This is a genomic window from Arthrobacter alkaliphilus, assembly GCF_021483235.1.
GTDB classification, from domain to species: Bacteria; Actinomycetota; Actinomycetes; order Actinomycetales; family Micrococcaceae; genus Arthrobacter; species Arthrobacter alkaliphilus.
Genome location: NZ_JAKEEC010000034.1, coordinates 1 through 16,193, shown reverse-complemented (window position 1 = coordinate 16,193; position 16,193 = coordinate 1). Strand labels below are relative to the sequence as shown.

Annotated in this window: 17 protein-coding genes; 10 read left to right on the top strand and 7 right to left on the bottom strand. The window is 63.5% G+C overall.

Going from position 1 to position 16,193, the window contains the following annotated elements:
• Positions 1-106 precede the first annotated feature (106 nt).
• The 3 genes from L0B83_RS18025 (at position 107) to L0B83_RS18015 (ending at position 3,653) form a co-directional block, all read left to right on the top strand.
• On the top strand, positions 107-544 hold the full coding sequence (locus L0B83_RS18025) for a CBS domain-containing protein (RefSeq protein WP_234759930.1): 438 nt from the start codon (positions 107-109) through the stop codon (positions 542-544).
• A 108-nt stretch (positions 545-652) separates the two neighbouring features.
• On the top strand, positions 653-3,046 hold the full coding sequence (locus L0B83_RS18020; protein WP_372461218.1) for a Tex family protein: 2,394 nt from the start codon (positions 653-655) through the stop codon (positions 3,044-3,046).
• A gap of 451 nt (positions 3,047-3,497) precedes the next feature.
• Positions 3,498-3,653, top strand: a complete 156-nt coding sequence (locus tag L0B83_RS18015) for a hypothetical protein (protein ID WP_234759928.1) — start codon at positions 3,498-3,500, stop codon at positions 3,651-3,653.
• 71 nt (positions 3,654-3,724) lie between these two features.
• Here the strand turns inward: L0B83_RS18015 and L0B83_RS18010 are convergent, their stop codons facing one another.
• From L0B83_RS18010 to L0B83_RS18000, 3 genes are all read right to left on the bottom strand, one after another.
• Positions 3,725-5,056 (bottom strand): MFS transporter, encoded by a 1,332-nt coding sequence (locus L0B83_RS18010; protein WP_234759927.1) that lies wholly within the window; start codon positions 5,054-5,056, stop codon positions 3,725-3,727.
• A gap of 116 nt (positions 5,057-5,172) precedes the next feature.
• Complete coding sequence (locus tag L0B83_RS18005) at positions 5,173-6,183, bottom strand: PDR/VanB family oxidoreductase (protein ID WP_234759926.1); 1,011 nt, start codon at positions 6,181-6,183, stop codon at positions 5,173-5,175.
• A gap of 39 nt (positions 6,184-6,222) precedes the next feature.
• Positions 6,223-7,317, bottom strand: coding sequence for an aromatic ring-hydroxylating oxygenase subunit alpha (locus L0B83_RS18000; RefSeq protein ID WP_234759925.1), 1,095 nt, complete (start codon positions 7,315-7,317; stop codon positions 6,223-6,225).
• Positions 7,318-7,492: 175 nt separating this feature from the next.
• Between L0B83_RS18000 and L0B83_RS17995 the strand changes: the two genes are divergently transcribed.
• Together L0B83_RS17995 and L0B83_RS17990 are read left to right on the top strand one after the other, a co-directional pair.
• Positions 7,493-8,077 (top strand): PadR family transcriptional regulator, encoded by a 585-nt coding sequence (locus tag L0B83_RS17995; protein WP_234759924.1) that lies wholly within the window; start codon positions 7,493-7,495, stop codon positions 8,075-8,077.
• Between the two features lie 355 nt (positions 8,078-8,432).
• Positions 8,433-9,545 (top strand): sensor domain-containing phosphodiesterase, encoded by a 1,113-nt coding sequence (locus tag L0B83_RS17990; protein ID WP_234759923.1) that lies wholly within the window; start codon positions 8,433-8,435, stop codon positions 9,543-9,545.
• 32 nt (positions 9,546-9,577) lie between these two features.
• On the opposite strand, the gene L0B83_RS17985 is transcribed toward L0B83_RS17990, so the two are convergent.
• Positions 9,578-10,483, bottom strand: a complete 906-nt coding sequence (locus tag L0B83_RS17985) for an MSMEG_6728 family protein (protein WP_234759922.1) — start codon at positions 10,481-10,483, stop codon at positions 9,578-9,580.
• A gap of 74 nt (positions 10,484-10,557) precedes the next feature.
• On the opposite strand from L0B83_RS17985, the gene L0B83_RS17980 reads away from it, so the two are divergent.
• The 4 genes from L0B83_RS17980 (at position 10,558) to L0B83_RS17965 (ending at position 13,810) form a co-directional block, all read left to right on the top strand.
• Positions 10,558-11,580: an adenosine deaminase gene (locus L0B83_RS17980; RefSeq protein ID WP_234759921.1), complete on the top strand. Its 1,023-nt coding sequence runs from the start codon at positions 10,558-10,560 to the stop codon at positions 11,578-11,580.
• A gap of 164 nt (positions 11,581-11,744) precedes the next feature.
• The gene (locus L0B83_RS17975) at positions 11,745-12,566 is read left to right on the top strand and encodes a pullulanase X25 domain-containing protein (protein ID WP_234759920.1); all 822 of its coding nucleotides are present in this window, start codon (positions 11,745-11,747) and stop codon (positions 12,564-12,566) included.
• 114 nt (positions 12,567-12,680) lie between these two features.
• Complete coding sequence (locus L0B83_RS17970) at positions 12,681-13,034, top strand: GNAT family N-acetyltransferase (RefSeq protein ID WP_234759919.1); 354 nt, start codon at positions 12,681-12,683, stop codon at positions 13,032-13,034.
• 77 nt (positions 13,035-13,111) lie between these two features.
• On the top strand, positions 13,112-13,810 hold the full coding sequence (locus L0B83_RS17965) for a DsbA family oxidoreductase (RefSeq protein ID WP_234759918.1): 699 nt from the start codon (positions 13,112-13,114) through the stop codon (positions 13,808-13,810).
• A gap of 13 nt (positions 13,811-13,823) precedes the next feature.
• Here L0B83_RS17965 and L0B83_RS17960 read toward each other — a convergent pair whose 3' ends face one another.
• On the bottom strand, positions 13,824-14,291 hold the full coding sequence (locus tag L0B83_RS17960) for a winged helix-turn-helix transcriptional regulator (RefSeq protein ID WP_372461217.1): 468 nt from the start codon (positions 14,289-14,291) through the stop codon (positions 13,824-13,826).
• 35 nt (positions 14,292-14,326) lie between these two features.
• Here L0B83_RS17960 and L0B83_RS17955 point away from each other — a divergent pair, with 35 nt between their 5' ends.
• On the top strand, positions 14,327-15,007 hold the full coding sequence (locus L0B83_RS17955) for an SDR family NAD(P)-dependent oxidoreductase (RefSeq protein ID WP_234759917.1): 681 nt from the start codon (positions 14,327-14,329) through the stop codon (positions 15,005-15,007).
• A gap of 75 nt (positions 15,008-15,082) precedes the next feature.
• Here the strand turns inward: L0B83_RS17955 and L0B83_RS17950 are convergent, their stop codons facing one another.
• Together L0B83_RS17950 and L0B83_RS17945 are read right to left on the bottom strand one after the other, a co-directional pair.
• On the bottom strand, positions 15,083-15,838 hold the full coding sequence (locus tag L0B83_RS17950) for an ArsR/SmtB family transcription factor (RefSeq protein ID WP_234759916.1): 756 nt from the start codon (positions 15,836-15,838) through the stop codon (positions 15,083-15,085).
• 68 nt (positions 15,839-15,906) lie between these two features.
• A partial coding sequence (locus tag L0B83_RS17945) for an HNH endonuclease signature motif containing protein (protein ID WP_234759915.1) occupies positions 15,907-16,193 on the bottom strand: 287 nt, incomplete at its 5' end.

Sequence of the window (16,193 nt, the reverse complement as noted above, 5' to 3'; positions counted from 1 at the left end):
AGCAAGAAACGGCATCTGGCCACGGCCCAACCCCAAGCGTAGGCTGAAAGCATCGGCGTCGGTGCCGAGGGGTCCGCGTCGATACCCAATCGATCAAGGAGGACTCATGAGTGTTGTGCGCGAATTCATGACCACGAATGCCCAGTGCGTCAAGGAAGAACAGTCGTTGCGTGACGCGGCTGTCCTGATGCGCGATCTGGATGTAGGTTCCCTGCCGATCTGCGGCAACGATGGAAAACTCAAAGGATTCATCACTGACCGCGACATCGTGGTCAGGTGCGTTGCAGAGGGATTGGATGCTGACCGGTTGACCGCGGCCGAGCTGGCCAAGGGCACGCCGATCTGGATCGACGCCGATGCCAGCGTGGATGCAGCGATCGACCTGATGGAAAAGCACCAGATCCGGCGCCTTCCGGTCATCACCGACCACAAGTTGGTGGGCATTATCAGCCAGGGCGACATCGCCCGGAACTACACCGAGGAGCGCGTGGGCGAACTGGTGGAGCACATCTCCGCCAAGACCCCTATGTCCAACCTGGGCTAACCGTAACTTCGCACTCATCAAGCGTCACGGCCCGCCGGCCGTGGCGCTTCTGTATATAGGTAACCCCGCGCTGTCTTCGGCCACGGCGAGCCCTTAGGGCAAAATGTCATGGTGACCCATCTTCCCCAGCACCCGTCAGCACAGCCCCAATCGGCAGACGCCGCCATCCACGCCTTGATCGCCCAAGAGCTCGGTGTGAAGTCCTGGCAGGTCAAAGCCGCGGTTGAACTGCTCGACGGCGGATCCACCGTTCCCTTCATCGCCCGGTACCGCAAGGAGGTCACGGGGACGCTCGATGACACCCAGTTGCGCGAGCTCGAGGAACGGCTCCGGTACCTGCGGGACCTGGAGGACCGCCGTCGAACGGTCCTTGAGGCGATTGCCGCCCAAGGCAAGCTGACTCCGGAACTGGAGGCCGCCGTCGTCGGCGCGGATACCAAGTCCCGGCTGGAAGACATCTACCTGCCCTTCAAGTCCAAGCGCCGCACGAAGGCGCAGATCGCCCGCGAGGCCGGCCTCGAGCCGCTCGCCGACGCGCTGCTCGGCAACCCGGAACTCGATCCCGAGCGCGAGGCTGCAAAGTACCTCAACGCCGAGCACAGCATCGCGGATGCTGCGGCCGCGCTCGCCGGCGCGCGCTCAATCCTCGTGGAACGGGTGTCGCAGGACCCCGATCTCGCCGAGGACTTGCGCGAGCGGTTGTGGACGCAGGGCCGGATGGTGTCGCGGGTGAAGAAGGGCCAGGAAGCCGAGGGGCAGAAGTTCAAGGACTACTTCGAGTTCTCGCAGGCTCCTTCCGGTATGCCCGGCCACCGCGTGCTCGCGCTTTTGCGCGGCGAGAACGACGGCGTCCTGGAGCTTGGCCTCGCTGAAGCGGAACCAGCCGACGACGACGCCCTGGAGAACGCTGTGGCCAAGTCCCTCGGGGTTGCCGAGCGTGGCCGGCCAGCCGATGCGTGGCTGATGCAGACGGCCCAGATCGCGTGGCGCTCCCGGATCCTGGACCGGCTGGGTAACGACCTCCGTGGGCGTATGTTTGCGCAGGCGGAGGACGAGGCCGTGCGCGTGTTCGCGGCCAACCTCCGTGATGTGCTGCTTGCTGCTCCGGCTGGAAACCGCGCCACGCTGGGCCTCGACCCGGGACTGCGGACGGGCGTGAAGGTGGCCGTTGTCGACGGGACCGGCAAAGTCGTCGCCACCGACACCGTCTATCCGCATGCCCCGGCAAAGAAGTGGGACGAAGCCTTGGTGACGCTAGAGCGTTTGGCGCGGCAGCACGGCGTCGAACTCGTCGCCATCGGCAACGGTACGGCGTCGCGCGAAACTGACAAGCTCGCAGTGCAGCTCATCAAGAACGTGGCTGCCTCGGGTGGCCCGACGCTGCAGAAACTGGTGGTGTCGGAGGCCGGCGCATCCGTGTATTCAGCGTCCGCGCTCGCGGCCGCGGAACTGCCCGGCATGGACGTGTCGCTGCGTGGCGCCGTGTCCATCGCCAGGCGTTTGCAGGACCCGCTGGCGGAACTTGTGAAGATCGAGCCGAAGTCGATCGGCGTAGGGCAGTACCAGCACGACGTCACCGCCGCGAAGCTGGACCGCTCGCTGGACGCCGTCGTCGAAGACTGCGTAAACGCGGTGGGCGTGGACGTGAACACGGCGTCGCCCGCGCTGCTGGCCCGCGTGGCCGGCGTCGGGCCCCTCCTGAGCGAGAACATCGTGGCCTACCGCAATGAGAACGGCCCGTTCGCCAAGCGCGCCGACCTCAAGAAGGTGCCGCGACTGGGTGCCAAGGCGTTCGAACAGTGTGCGGGCTTCCTGCGGATCACCGGCGGATCGGAGCCGCTGGACGCGTCCAGTGTGCACCCGGAAGCGTATTCAGTGGCGCGGAAGATCGTCGCCGCGGCGCAGGGCGCTGCAGTGTCGACGCTCGATCCGCAGGCGTTCGTCGACGGAACCTTCGGCTTGCCGACCGTGCGGGACATCATGTCCGAGCTCGAAAAGCCCGGCCGCGACCCCCGCCCGGCGTTCGTTGCGGCGTCGTTCTCCGAGGGCATCGAGAAGATCTCCGACCTCAAGCCCGGCATGATCCTGGAAGGCACGGTCACCAACGTGGCGGCATTCGGCGCGTTCGTGGATGTCGGGGTCCACCAGGACGGGCTGGTCCACGTGTCCGCGCTGTCCAACAAGTTCGTGTCCGACCCGCGGGAGATCGTGAAATCCGGACAGGTGGTGCGCGTGAAAGTGCTGGAGGCGGACCCGGAACGGAAGCGGATTTCACTGACCTTGAGGCTCGACGACGAACCCGGCACCGCGGGCGGCTCCGGTTCGCGGGGCGGTGGCCGCGGTGGGGACCGGGGCGAGCGTCGCCCGGCCCAACAGGGCGAGCGTCGCCCGGCCCAACAGGCCGGACAAGGTTCGAAAGGCGCACCTGGGAAGGCTGCGCCCAAGGCACCGGTCAACACTGCGATGGCAGAGGCCCTCCGCCGGGCCGGGCTAGGAAAGTAGCAGGGAGGGCGCCGGGTGGTCTTGCGCCCGCATCCCCCGAACGCTCACTCACTTACGTCCCCTTTTTGACCGACGCTCGGGCAGATAAAGCGGTCCCAAGCCTGACGCCCGGTCACTTTTGGGCGCCGAAAAGCGAACCCTCGTGCACCTGATGTGCACGAGGGTTCGCCAGTATGGCCCCAAACGTGACCGAGCGTTTGGGGGCTTGACGCTTTCAGGGGCCGGAATCAGGAAGGCGCAAAGGACTTAACCGATAGTTTTCTCTCAAAAGTCGCGATAGAATAGTCACTCGCTTGCGTCAACTCAAGGGGAGAGAAATGAGCATTGAGAAGAAAATTCGAAGCGGCATTTCGGTAGAGGTGACCAGCGCCGCTCTGTCGCTCGGCGGGATAAACGGAGCAACGGCGGCAACGGTGCCAGCGCCACCGATAAGGTGAAAACCACGCCTTGGTTGGCAATCATCACGACCCAGCTAGTTGCAGCACTTGGGCTGCTGGCGTTGCTCGTTCGATTCGACGCCCGCTGGTATGACTACATCTGGGTCCTCGCCTTGCTGGCCTACGAGATTTTGGTTATCCGGGGGCTCGTACGTCGCCAGGTCCGATAGCCGAAACGGCAAACGACGGCGGCACTTTGGTTCCGATCTTCAGGAACCAGAGTGCCGCCGTCGTGCGTATCCTAGGCGGCTCCGCTGCTTGCCTGGACGGCGTTCTCTTCCACAACCGCAGTGTCCACTGCATCTTGGCGGCGAAGCACCTGTCCCAGGGCAATGCAGCAAAGCGCGGACAGGACAAGCGGGACGGCAAACAGGTAGAAGATGGTGACGGGCGGCATGCCTGCGGCGATAAGGTATCCCACCAGGATGGGCGCCACGATGGAAACCAGGCGCCCGACGCCGATCATCCAGCCGAATCCCGAGGCGCGTGCCTTCGCCGAATACAGCGGAGGCACAATCGTGTAGTACCCGGCCACGCCTGCGTTGGTGAGCATACCGACCACAGCAGCCAGGGCCAACGCAAGCCCGGCAGTGCCGAAGGAACTTGCGAAGCCGATATAGGCGACACCTGAAAGAACCAAGCAGAGGGTATTCAGGAGGCGGCTCTTGATCCACGTCGAAAGAATCCCGAATCCGACCGCACCAACAATGCCGCCCGTGCTGACAAGGATGCCGGCGGTTACACCGAGCTGGTTGTTGCCAGCGGCCTCGGCCATGATCTTCGGTGTCCAGGTATTGGCGAAATAGAACGCCGCGATGAGGAACGCATAGCCGATCCACATCAAGAGGGTTCGGCTCAGCATGTTCCGCCCAAACACCTCTTTGAAGACACTTCCAGATGTTTGCTTCGAAGAAACGGCCAGAGGGAGCTCCGTAAGATGGGGGCGACCCATCCTGCCGAGAATCCTATTGATCCGGGGGAGTGAGCTGGGGGAGCCCTTCTCGGCAAGATATTCGAGCGATTCGGGAAGGAAGAACCAGCTGACAACCAGCATGGCAACGCTGACGACGGCGCCGAAAGCAAAGGCGGCCCGCCAGCCGTATCCGGCGATCAGTGCCGCGGCGATGACACCGCCAATGGTGCCGCCAATCGGATAGCCGGCGGAGAAGACTCCCATGGCCAGACCGCGCCGCCGGTCTGAAGAGTATTCGGACACGATGACGCTGAGATTGGCGATCATGCCGCCAATGCCCAGGCCGGTGAAAACCCTGCAGGCGATCAGCTGCGTCACGTCCGCGGCGCCCACGGACAGGATCATGCCTACAGAAATAATGGCCAGTGCCACCAGGGTCAGGTGTCGTCGGCCGATCTTGTCCGCGAGCGGCGTCAGGAAGATCGAGCCCGCCGCCATGCCGAACAACCCGGCACTGAGGAGATACCCGAGCTCAATAGGCGGGACCTTCCATTCTGCCGAGAGGGACGGGGCCGTGAATGACATGACCAGCACATCGAAGCCGTCAATCATGATCAGGATCAGGCAGATCGAAACAGTGACGACCTGAAAGCGGCTCATTGGGGAGTTCTTGATTTCATTCTTGATATCCAAGGCAAAACCTTTCGTAGTGATACTTCGTCGTATCGAGCGCTCCAGCGAACTGGGCGCGTTGCCGGCACGTTGCCGGCTCGGGGTCAAGAGACCTCGATGGTCACCACCGCCGGGCCGGAGGCGGATGCTTCGGACGCCAGACCGGTTGGCGACGTGACGGCGCGGGATACGCAGCAGGCCATCTTCTCCGTCGCGTTTTTCTGCCTGGCGCTGTAGAAGACGTCGCGGTGGTCGATGGTGCCCTCGAGCTTGAGGACCCGGACCTCGCAAAGCCCGCATTCGCCCTTGCGACAGTCGAACATCATGTCCGCCCCCGCATCCTCGAGCGCTTCGAGCATGGAGCGGCCCTTGCCCACCGGCACCTCCAAGCCCAGTCTCGGGACCTTGACGATGAACTCTTCGGGGTCGTGCCAACCGCTGTTGCCGAAGGTTTCGTAGCGCAAGTTCGGGTAGCTGAGCCCGCGCGCCGTCCACGTGCGGCGGACGGCGTCCATCAGCCTGATGGGCCCGCACATGTACAGTTCGGTGTCCTCAGTTGCACTGTCCACCAAGGAGTGGACGTCCAGGGGCGTTCCTTCGTCATCCACGTGGACCACGAGGTTCTCGCCGTGCACTTCTTGCAGTTCCTCCAGGTAGGCCATCACTGCGCGGCTGCGCCCTGCATAAACGAACGTGTAATCCGCCCGGATGTTTTTCAGGACCCTGGCCATGTTGATCATGGCCGTGATGCCGATGCCGCCTGCGAGGAGGATATAGCGACCCGCGCCGACGCGGAGCGGGAAGTTTTGCAAGGGCTGCGTGATCTCCAGCTCGTCCCCCGGCAGGAGGGAGTGGATGAAGACCGAACCGCCGCGGGACAGCGGTGCTTTCAGCACGCTGATCGCCAGGCGGGTGCCGTCTTCGCTCGACTCGACGATCGAATACGAGCGCCGGTCCTCGGTGCCGTCGATGCGGACCATCACATCGATGTGTGAACCCGGTTCCGCTTTCCTCGGCAGGGACGGTTCCAGCACAACGCGCTGGACATCGGTGGCGATCTTCTCGACCTCAACAACTGTTCCCAGCTGCCAAACCTCAATGTTTGATGCGGCCATGTCTACGTCATACCTGTCTCAGAGGTGCCTGTCCCCGCGCTAGGCGACGGGAACAAGGCGGCCTTCGGCTTCGAGTTGGCGTTCGATCAACCGGCGGACCCACATCCCGCCCGCATCGATGTTCAGGTTGTAGAACTCGTAGTCCGGATTGGCGTCGATGGCGGCCTGCTGCGCCGCGAGCATCGCCTCATCCTCACCAAATACTCCGTGCACGCCGTCGCGAAGCTGGGTGGTGATGAGCTGGCTGTCCAAGCGGTAATTGCGCATGAAGGCCCAGAAGTAGTGGCAGGACTTGTCGCTTTCAGGCGTGATCGCATTCATGACGAAACCGTTGACGCCTTGGCTGCGGTCACCTTCGAAGGCGCCGGTCCCCGCCTTGGCAACTCCGACGTCGATGTTAATGACCGACGGCGAGCGGAAGGTGATGATCTGCCAGCGGTCCACCCGGCCTTCAAAGCCAGGGAACTTGTCCCGCATGTTCTTGAGCCAGAACGGCGGGGCCTCGATGTTGAACATCCAGCGGGACACTGTCACCGTTCCGTCGTCATGCGTGACGACGAAGTCGGATTCGCTCAGTTCTTCCTGCCCGATCGAGGAGGAGTGGATGAACTCTTCATGCGTAAGGTCCATCAGGTTGTCCAGCACCAGTTGGAAGTTGCACGGGGCGTGGATGGTTTCGCCGTCGCCGGCCCACTCCTTTGAGTCCAGCTGGTGCATGTCCGGCACGAGCTCCGGATCGGCTTGGGTGGGGTCACCAAGCCAGACCCAGACATACCGGTGCCGTTCCACCACGGGGAAGGAGGGCACCGTGGCGCTGGGGTTGATGGTCTCCTGCGCGGGCATGGACACGCAACGTCCGGCAGAGTTGTAGACGATCCCGTGGTACGGGCACTGGATCTGGTCCTTGCCGAGGGTCTTGCCCATCGACAGTGGCGCCAGCCGGTGCCAGCAGGCGTCGGCCAAGGCCACGGCCTTGCCGTCCTCGGTGCGGTACAGCGCCAAGGGCCGGCCCGCCACCTTGCGGGACATCGGCTTGCGGGTGAGTTCCTTGTCCCACGCGGCGACGTACCAAACGTTCAACGGGTAGCCAAGGACTTTGTTCGTGGTGGAGCTTTGGGTCCGGACAACAGTCACGGTTGTTCCTTCCGGTGACGGCGGGCATCGTCTATGACGCCGCCGGTAAGTGGACGGGGAATCCTGAAGGCAGCTTCGGAGGAGTAACTATCTATCTCCATAGTTAGTGCCTTGGGTCACACAATATCTATGGATATAGTTATTTGGCAAGGGTCGATGAAAGAGAGGCGGGTCTGTGAGTCTTCGGTACGCGCTGCTGGCATTGCTGTCCGTTGAGCCAATGACCGGATATGACCTGTCCAAACGCTTCGAAGCGTCCGTGGCCTATGTCTGGCACGCGCCCGATTCGCAGATCTACCCTGAGCTGCGGAAGATGGAAAAGGATGGACTCCTGGCCGGCGAGGAGGTTCCGTGGGGGCCGCGGGGCAAGAAGACCCAATACCGGATCACCGCGGAAGGCCGTGAGGCATTTCGGACGTGGATGAACACGCCCCTGGAATACTCACGCGAACGCGATCCGGTGCACCTCAAAGCCGCCTACTTGGAATGGGCGGACCCCGTTGCCGCTCGGGCCCAAATGCAGGCACACCTCGACTACCACGCCCTGCGCCGCGAGCAGTGGGCGGGAATGATCGAGGAACTGAAGAACGGCACCAACGTCATGCTGAGAAAGCGGCTGGCCGTGACTCCCGAGGCTGACCGCCAGCGCACTGTGCAGTACAAGATCTTCACCTATGAGGGCTTGATCGCCCGCGCCGACACCGAAATAGAGTGGGCCCGCCGCGGCCTGGATCTCATCGATTCCCTGGACAAGCGCTAACAACCCTCACACCCGGGTGGCATCATGTAGGAACATGGTTGGCATCACGTAGCAGATGTGCAGCCTTAGCTTTTGCCGGGGGGCCATGTTCAGAATGCGCGGGCAAGGGAAGAGGACACGGCCGTTCAGGCCTAAATGGCGGTTGTATGTCATCCTCGCTGTGGAGTTGTGTGTTGCCTTGGCGGTGGGGCTGCCGTACTTCATCGGAAATGGTTCCTGGGAAACATGGGGATGGCCGGTCTGGATTTCGGATGTTTTTTCATTGCTCGTGGTGCCCGTTGTGGTTTTCGCGGCGTTTTCCTTAGTGCGCCATCAGCTCCGGGAGCGCGCTGACGCGTCGCGGACCAACCGCTTGATGGATACAGTTCTGATCACCAGCCGGGAATGGCTGTGGGCCATAGGAGCGGACGGGCGCTTCACCTTCTCCAGCCCGGCGAGCGTTGAGTTGGTCGGCTACGAGCCCGCCGAGCTCTTGGGAAGGCATTTCCGTCTGATCATCGACCCTCACGATCTGACAAAAGCACTGCAAGCAAAGATCTCCACCCAGAACGCTGCCGCGGGTTGGTCCGGACTCCATGCCATGTGCCGCCACAAGGACGGCCGCAGGGTGGTGGTCGAGGTTTCCGGAAGGGCCCTTTACGACGACGCCGGCCGGCCCAGCGGTTTTGAGGGAACCAGCAGGGCCCTTGATCCACTGACACTGGACTCGCTGGCCACCGACGAGATCAGGGAACGCGTTGAAGCGGTCCTTGCCGAGCGCTCCATGTTGACGGCCTTCCAACCGATCCGGTCATTGGAAACGGACGCAATCATCGGGGCTGAGGGGCTGACCCGGTTCGCGGACCCACAGGGAATTTCTCCCGAGGTGTGGTTCGTCGAAGCTGCCGCCGTCGGGCTGGATGTCGAGCTTGAAATCCTTGCGCTTGAGACCGCGCTCGCCGCTGCAGTCCGGCTGCCGCCCACGTTGGCGGTTTCGGTAAATCTCTCACCCAAGGCATGCCTTGACGCGCGGTTGCCCGGCATTCTTGTGAACGCCGGAATCCCGATGCGGCGGATAGTGCTTGAAGTGACAGAACGCCACCACGTAGTCGATTACGGACCCTTGGCGGCTGCGTTCGCATCGTTGCGGGGCCGTGGCTTGAAGATAGCCGTTGATGACGCGGGCTCCGGGTTCGCGTCCATGCGCCATGTCTTGCTGCTCAAGCCGGACGTGATCAAGCTCGACAGGGACATCATCGCCGGCATCGACACTGACCGAGGCCAGCGCGCCCTGGGAGCGGCCATGGTCGGGTTTGCCAAGGAGATCGGGGCGTACTTGGTCGCCGAAGGGATCGAAACCGAAGCCGAGCTCAGCGCGGTGGCGGAGCTCGGCATGCACGCCGGTCAGGGATACCTTCTTGGACGGCCCTCAGCGCGGCCGGAGGATTGGGCGCGCTGGGCGGAGGGGTTCGTTTCGCGAGGAACCTGAGCGCCGCCGTCGTTCGCGTCTAGCTGGAAGCGTCAGGGTGCCGGGATCGGGAAGAACGCCCGCGGATCCTGCAACAAGGCCGGGTAGTCGAAGTCGGCGCGGTCGATGATCTTGGTGACCTCGAAGTTGCGGCCGAACCGGCCGTCTTCCAAGGTGATCGGCCGGCCGAAGACCTTCCCCAGGGCAAACTTGGCTCCGCCCTCAACGGGCACGAGGACCGGCGTGTTGCCGGGCAGCGTCCTGAAGGCTTCATCCTGGCGCTGGCGGTTCCGGCTGGGCTTCTTCACCTTTTGGACGGGAGCCTTGCGCGCGGTCTTGCCGGGGCGGCGGGACTTCTCCGATTCGTAGACGAACTGGTAGCCGTCGCCGTCGCTGTCGGCGGCCTTGGGCTTCCCCGCTGCCGGCATCCCCACCTTGTCGATCTTCTCGGGTTCAACGTCGCCCACCGGCGCGCGAAGCACCCAGATGAACTCGTCGTACGGGTCTTCGGGGATGAACTCGTGCCGGGGTTCGGGCCAAAGGTACTCGAGGTCATTCGGAGTGTCCGGGAAGAGCTCGGCGTAGAAGCGGGGCTCTTTCTGGAGCAGCTTGGAGCGGTGGCTCAGGTGGAAGTCGGCGTCGCCCAGCCATGGCGGCATCGGAATCTTGGAGGCGTAATCCGGGTGGGCTGCCTGGGGCGCGAACTCGGTGATGCTGGCGCGGGTGTTGTCCGGGTTCCCGCGGGCGACCCATTCGTCCACCATGGCCAGGCCGTAGAGGGTCAGCGCGGGAACATAGCCCATCCACATGCGGACCGCGGGGTGGGAGGGCCTGCCGAACTCGGGAATCACCAGTGCGCGAAGGATCTGCAGTGCTTCGACACGCTGCTTCCCAAGCCTTGTGGTGTCCAGGACGGCAGCACTTTGCTTGAAATCGGGGAACGGGAGGAAGGTCTGCATCCTCTCAGTTTGGGGGCCGCACGGCGTAGATCCAAGTTGACGCGGTGTGGTCTTCCCCTCGCTACTCTTGTGGGGTGGAAACTTTTGGCGAATCGACGACGACGGCGGCACCTCCGGTTGCCGAACTGCACCTGCACATTGAGGGGACCCTTCAGCCCGAACTGATTTTCGCGCTCGCGGAACGCAACGGGCTCGAGCTTCCGTACGCGGACCTGGACGAGCTGCGTGCCCGGTACGAGTTCACGGATCTGCAGTCGTTCCTGGATCTGTACTACGCCAACATGGCCGTGTTGCGCACCGAGCAGGACTTCGCGGACATGACCCGGGCTTATTTGGCACGTGCCGCGGCCGGCGGCGTGCGGCACGTCGAGGTCATGATGGATCCGCAGGCGCACATCTCGCGCGGCGTGGCCCTGGAGACGTGCGTGAACGGCGTCGCGTCAGCACTCGCGACGTCGGTGGAAGAGTTTGGCGTCTCGACGCTCCTGATTGCCGCCTTCCTGAGGGATCTCTCAGAAGAATCCGCGCTGGAGGTTTTGGAGCAGCTTCTTGCCATGAAGGCGCCGATCGCAGGAATCGGCCTCGACTCGGCCGAGGTGGGCAACCCGCCGTCGAAGTTCGAAAGGCTCTACCGCCGCGCGGCGGAGGCCGGACTGCGGCGGATCGCCCACGCCGGCGAAGAAGGCCCCGCCTCCTATGTTTACGAGGCCCTCGATCTGCTCGGCGCGGAGAGGATCGATCACGGCATCCGTTGCATGGAGGATTCGGCCCTTGTGGAGCGTTTGGTGGCTGAGCAAGTTCCGCTGACAGTCTGCCCGTTGTCCAACGTGCGGCTCCGTGCCGTGGATACCCTGGCCGATCACCCTTTGCCGGCAATGCTGGCAGCTGGGCTGAATGTCAGCGTGAACTCGGACGATCCCGCGTACTTTGGCGGTTACGTAGACGATAACTTCGAGCAGCTCGTGGCTGTGCACGGGTTCTCTGTTGAGGACCGGGCGCGTCTGGCGGCAAACTCGGTGCGTTCATCGTTCGCGGACGAAGCGCGGAAGGCGGAATTGCTGGCCGAGGTTTCGGAGTGGGAGAAGCTTTCTCTTTAGCCGTGTGCGCTGACTCCCGGCCGGTACCCGAGAGCCTCCCATCACTTGCCCTGATTTGGGCGTAATAGTGGGTCACGACACACTGTGTTTACCAAGAACAGTCGCCAGAGTTTACAGAACATTGGCAGACTGCTGAAGGAATGTTCGCCGTTGAAGGAGACCCAGTGGCCAAGTCCACCGTCGAAAGAAGCAGTGCCCGCCTCAAGACCGTCCTGGACGTCTTGGCTGAGGGAACGTGGTCCGAGAAGTCGTTGAATGCCGGTGAGATCCTGGCCGAGGCGATTGTCCGTGTCCCGCTGGATGAGCGCGAGAGTGAACTGCTCAGTGGAGGGATTCCACGCGGCCATAAGAGCCTGACGACGGATACCGCGAAGCTGGTCAAGGCCGGCTGGCTGGTCAAGGGCCGCTCGGGCTGGACCATCACTGAAGACGGCCTCCGTGCCACGGTGGCTTTCGCCAAGCCGGACGAGTTCGCCGCCGCCTTGGCTGAGGGCACCCCGGTCCCTGCTGATACGCCGCTTCCGACGGCCCCGGTCAAGAAGGCCCCGGCCAAGAAGGCTGCCGCCAAGAAACCTGCGGCCAAGGCGGCTGCTGCCGTCAAGGAACCTGCGGCCAAAGCGGCAGCTGCCGTCAAGGAAGTCCTGAAGAAGGCGGCCGCGCCCAAAGCAGCTGCCGCCGAGAAGCTCGAGCAGCCGTCCGCCGTCGCGATCGCCGGCGACTTCAGCACCCTTCTCGGCGCGCCGGAGGACTGGGCCCCGCAGTACGACGAGGTGCAGATGAAGTTCAACTCCCGCCGCAAGGTATGGACTCTTTCCACCACGCTGCCTGCCGGTTTCTACACCTACAAGATCGCACTGAACCGCTCGTGGGATGAGAACTACGGAGCATTCGGCGTGCGCGATGGTGCCAACCACGAGCTGAAGCACGACGGCGGCAAGATCACCTTCACGTACGACCACGCAACGCACGACATCGTCACGGCTTAGCAGCCTTTCCGGGTTGCTTCCCGGTCCACATCTGGATCGGGAGGCAACCCGGGAACAAAGCGCCCCGGCTCCGAGGTTAGGGTAGGTCAAAAGGACCTATCTGAGGAGCCAGCGATGACCGATGTCACCTTCCGCCACAACGTTGACCGCGAACGCTTTGAAGTGCTCGCTGATGGCCACGTGATCGGGAAGGCCGCGTACAAGGCGTACGACGACGGCGGGTCCCCGCAGCGGATCTTCTACCACACGGTGATCAACGAGGAATTTGGCGGCCAAGGGCTCGCGGGCCGGCTCGCCGAAGTTGCCTTGAACGAGACCGTGAGTGAGGAGCGCGGAATCGTGGCGGTGTGCCCTTTCATCAAGAAGTACCTCACCAAGCACCCGGAATACGCGGACCAAGCTACTGCCCCGACGCTGGCGCATTTGGAGTACCTCAACGCAGCCCTGGTTCCGGCCGCCAAGGCCTGACCCCACGCACTTCGATGTGCCTTTTGTAGGCCTCGTTTAACACACTCACAATGGGGTTACGAACCAATCGTGAGGTGATGAGTATGGAACAGAACAGCACAGCCGAACAGACCCCCGTCGTCGTCGAGGTGTGGGCCGACCTCGGGTGCCCTTGGTGCTACGTTGGCAAGCACCGGCTTCAGCGCGCGATCGAGGGCCGGCCCGACGCTGGCCGCTTCCAGATGAAGATCCGCTCCTTCGAGCTGAACCCGGAGTCCCCGAAGGAGCCCGAGCCCATCGAAGCCGTCTTCATGCGAAAGCACGGCGGCGACCCGTCGGTCGTCCTGCAAGCGGAGAAGCGGATCCAGGCGATCGCCCACCGCGAGGGCCTGGAGTTCGACCTCGATCGGTTGAACGCCAACACGTTCGACCTGCATCGAGTAGTGCACTTCGCCGAGCAGTCTGGCATGGGCTTGGAGTTCTTCTCCCAGATCCAGGACCGGTTCTTCGCCGGTGAGATCGACCCCTACGACGCTGATGTCGTGGTCGAGGTGGCGCTGTCCCTCGGCCTCGACGGGGAACGCGTGCGCGAGGTCCTCGCCGGCAAGGAGTTCGCCGACGACGTCCGGGCCAACGCCTCCGAGGGTGCGGCGCTGGGCGCGCAGGGGGTGCCGTTTACGGTTTTCGGCCGCCGGATCGCGGCGTCCGGCGCTCAGTCGGTGTCCGCCTACGGCCATGCCCTCGACCAAGCGGTCGAAGCCCTCGCAGCCGAGAGCTACAAGACCGATCCCCAGTAAAAAGCGCGGAGGGCTAGGCCATGGCCGACTTCTCCCGACCGACGCCGGTCAGCTCGTGCTCGCGCCGGCTGGCGGCGACCTCCCCGTGATGGCTGGCCGCCCAGCCCGCGAGCGTCATCACGGCGTCCAGCAGTGACCTGCCCAGTGGGGTCAGGTCGTACTCGACCCGCGGCGGCACCTCGGCGTAGGCCGTGCGGGTGAGCAGCCCGTCGCGCTCCAGTGCCTTCAGCGTCACCGTGAGCATCCGCTGCGAGATGCCCGGGATGCTCGCCTGCAAGTCGGAGTAGCGCAGCGGCTCCGAGCCCAGGGTGCTGATGATCAGAATCGTCCACTTGTCGCCGATCCGGTCCAGCACCTCGCGGATGAACGCGCTCTCCTCCGGCCACGCCTGGCACGGCCCGCTGATCGTCCTCGCCGTCGCCATCTCGTCCACCCTCCGCATCCACAAACCCGGCATGCAGTCCATCTGGTCTGCTGCCACACCACAAGTATGTAACAGATCGAAAGGAACTACAGATGCCCACCATCGCCATCGTTGGAGCCGGATCCGGCCTCGGACTGTCCATCGCCAAGGCCTTCGGCAGCCACGGCTTCTCCGTCGCCCTTGTCTCCCGGACGCAGTCCGCTCTGGACGCGCTCGCCGCCGAACTGACCGACGCCGGGATCGAGGCCGCCGGTTTCGCCGCCGACGTCATGGAGCCAGCTTCCGTCGCCGAAGCCTTCGACCGTATCAAGAAGCGCTTCGGCCGCGTCGACGTCCTCGAGTACTCGCCCGCGCCGCACAACCCCGTCCCCGGGCTGAGCAACCCGACCCCGGTCGCGGCCGACCGCCTCGGCATCCAGCCGCAGATCGACTACTACCTATACGGCGGCCTCGCCGCGACAGAGCAGGTCCTGCCCGGCATGATTGAGCGCGACTCGGGGACCATCATCTACACCACCGGCGGATCGTCCATGGACCCGTTGGCTGGACCTGCCGAGTTCACCGCAACCGCCATCGGCTCGAGCGCCCTGCGCACCTATGCGCTCAAGCTGCACCAGGCCACCGCCGGAACCGGCGTCTACGTAGCCCACGTGCCGATCTTCGCCTGGATCGGCACCGGCGGCCCGGAAACCCAGGCCGACACCATCGCCCAGCATTACTGGAAGCTCTACAACACCCGCGACGGCGCGGAGCAGCCCTACGCCGCTCCGTAATCCAGCGATCTGCGTGAGGGTCAGGGTCGCCGCCCAGAGATCCGCACCTGAAGGATCTCTTCTCCGAAGAGCCTCTTATCCGTACATTAATGAACCAGGTGTCGTGAGGACTTCGCCGGTCTCCAGCCAGGTCTTGAGGCCGGAGAGGATCATCGGCCAACCGCCGTAGATCTGGTCGTTTCCGCCCTCGCGCAGGTCGCTGTGGGTGACTGTCAGGTGGCACGAGTCGCCGACGGGTTCGATCTCCCAGGTGACACGTGATGTGCCCTCGGCTTTGACGTCTTCGCCCCAGAGTGCGCGCATGGTCTGGACGAGCCGCCGCGGGGGATCGACCTCCACGTTTTCGCCCTCGCCGAGGACCATTCCGTTGGCTTTGGGATTGTGCATCTCGTAGTGCCCGCCCGGGGTCCAGTCGGCGGTGTGGGTGTTGCCGAACTGATACTTGCTGCGGGTGTCGCTGTCCGTGATGGCTTCCCAGAGCCGCTCCGGAGTGGTCTTGATATAGATTTCGAAGATCTTTTCCACGGGACTTTCCAATCTGGTTTTGAGGTCGCTCAACGCAGCGGCCCATGGTTCTGCATATTTGCTCACCCAGCGGTCGTGGACGAGCCTGATGGGTACCGGATTTAGATAGTGGAGCTTTTCGCGACCGCGACGGCGGGTCACAACCAGCCCGGCTTCCTCAAGGATCTTGAGGTGCTTCATGATCCCGAAGCGGGTCATGTCGAAGCGTGCTTCAAGCGCACTGAGCGTCTGCCCGTCCTCCCGGAAGAGCTCGTCGAGCAGATCCCTGCGGGTGGGGTCGGAGAGTGCCTTGAAGACGGCGTCCATGGATTTAGATTAGGTGACCGTTTGGTCACATGTCAACGGGTTTCTGAGTGATTCCTGCCGGGGCGGGTTTATGTTCGGGTGGGTCTGAAGTAGTGGTTGCGGCGGGGTGTTTGGTCCGGGTCGATGTGGGGTGGTGGTTTGAACCATGGCGTGCCGGAGTCGGTGGTGATGGTCCATTGTTCTTTGTGGATGACGTGGTGGTGGTGGCTGCATAAGAGGATGCCGTTGTCTGTTCCGGTGGTTCCGTCTTGTGACCAGTAGGTGATGTGGTGGGCTTCGCACCAGGGTGCGGGGATGGTGCAGTCGGGGAAGGTGCAGCCTTGGTCGCGGGCGATGATGGCTTTGCGGATGTGGG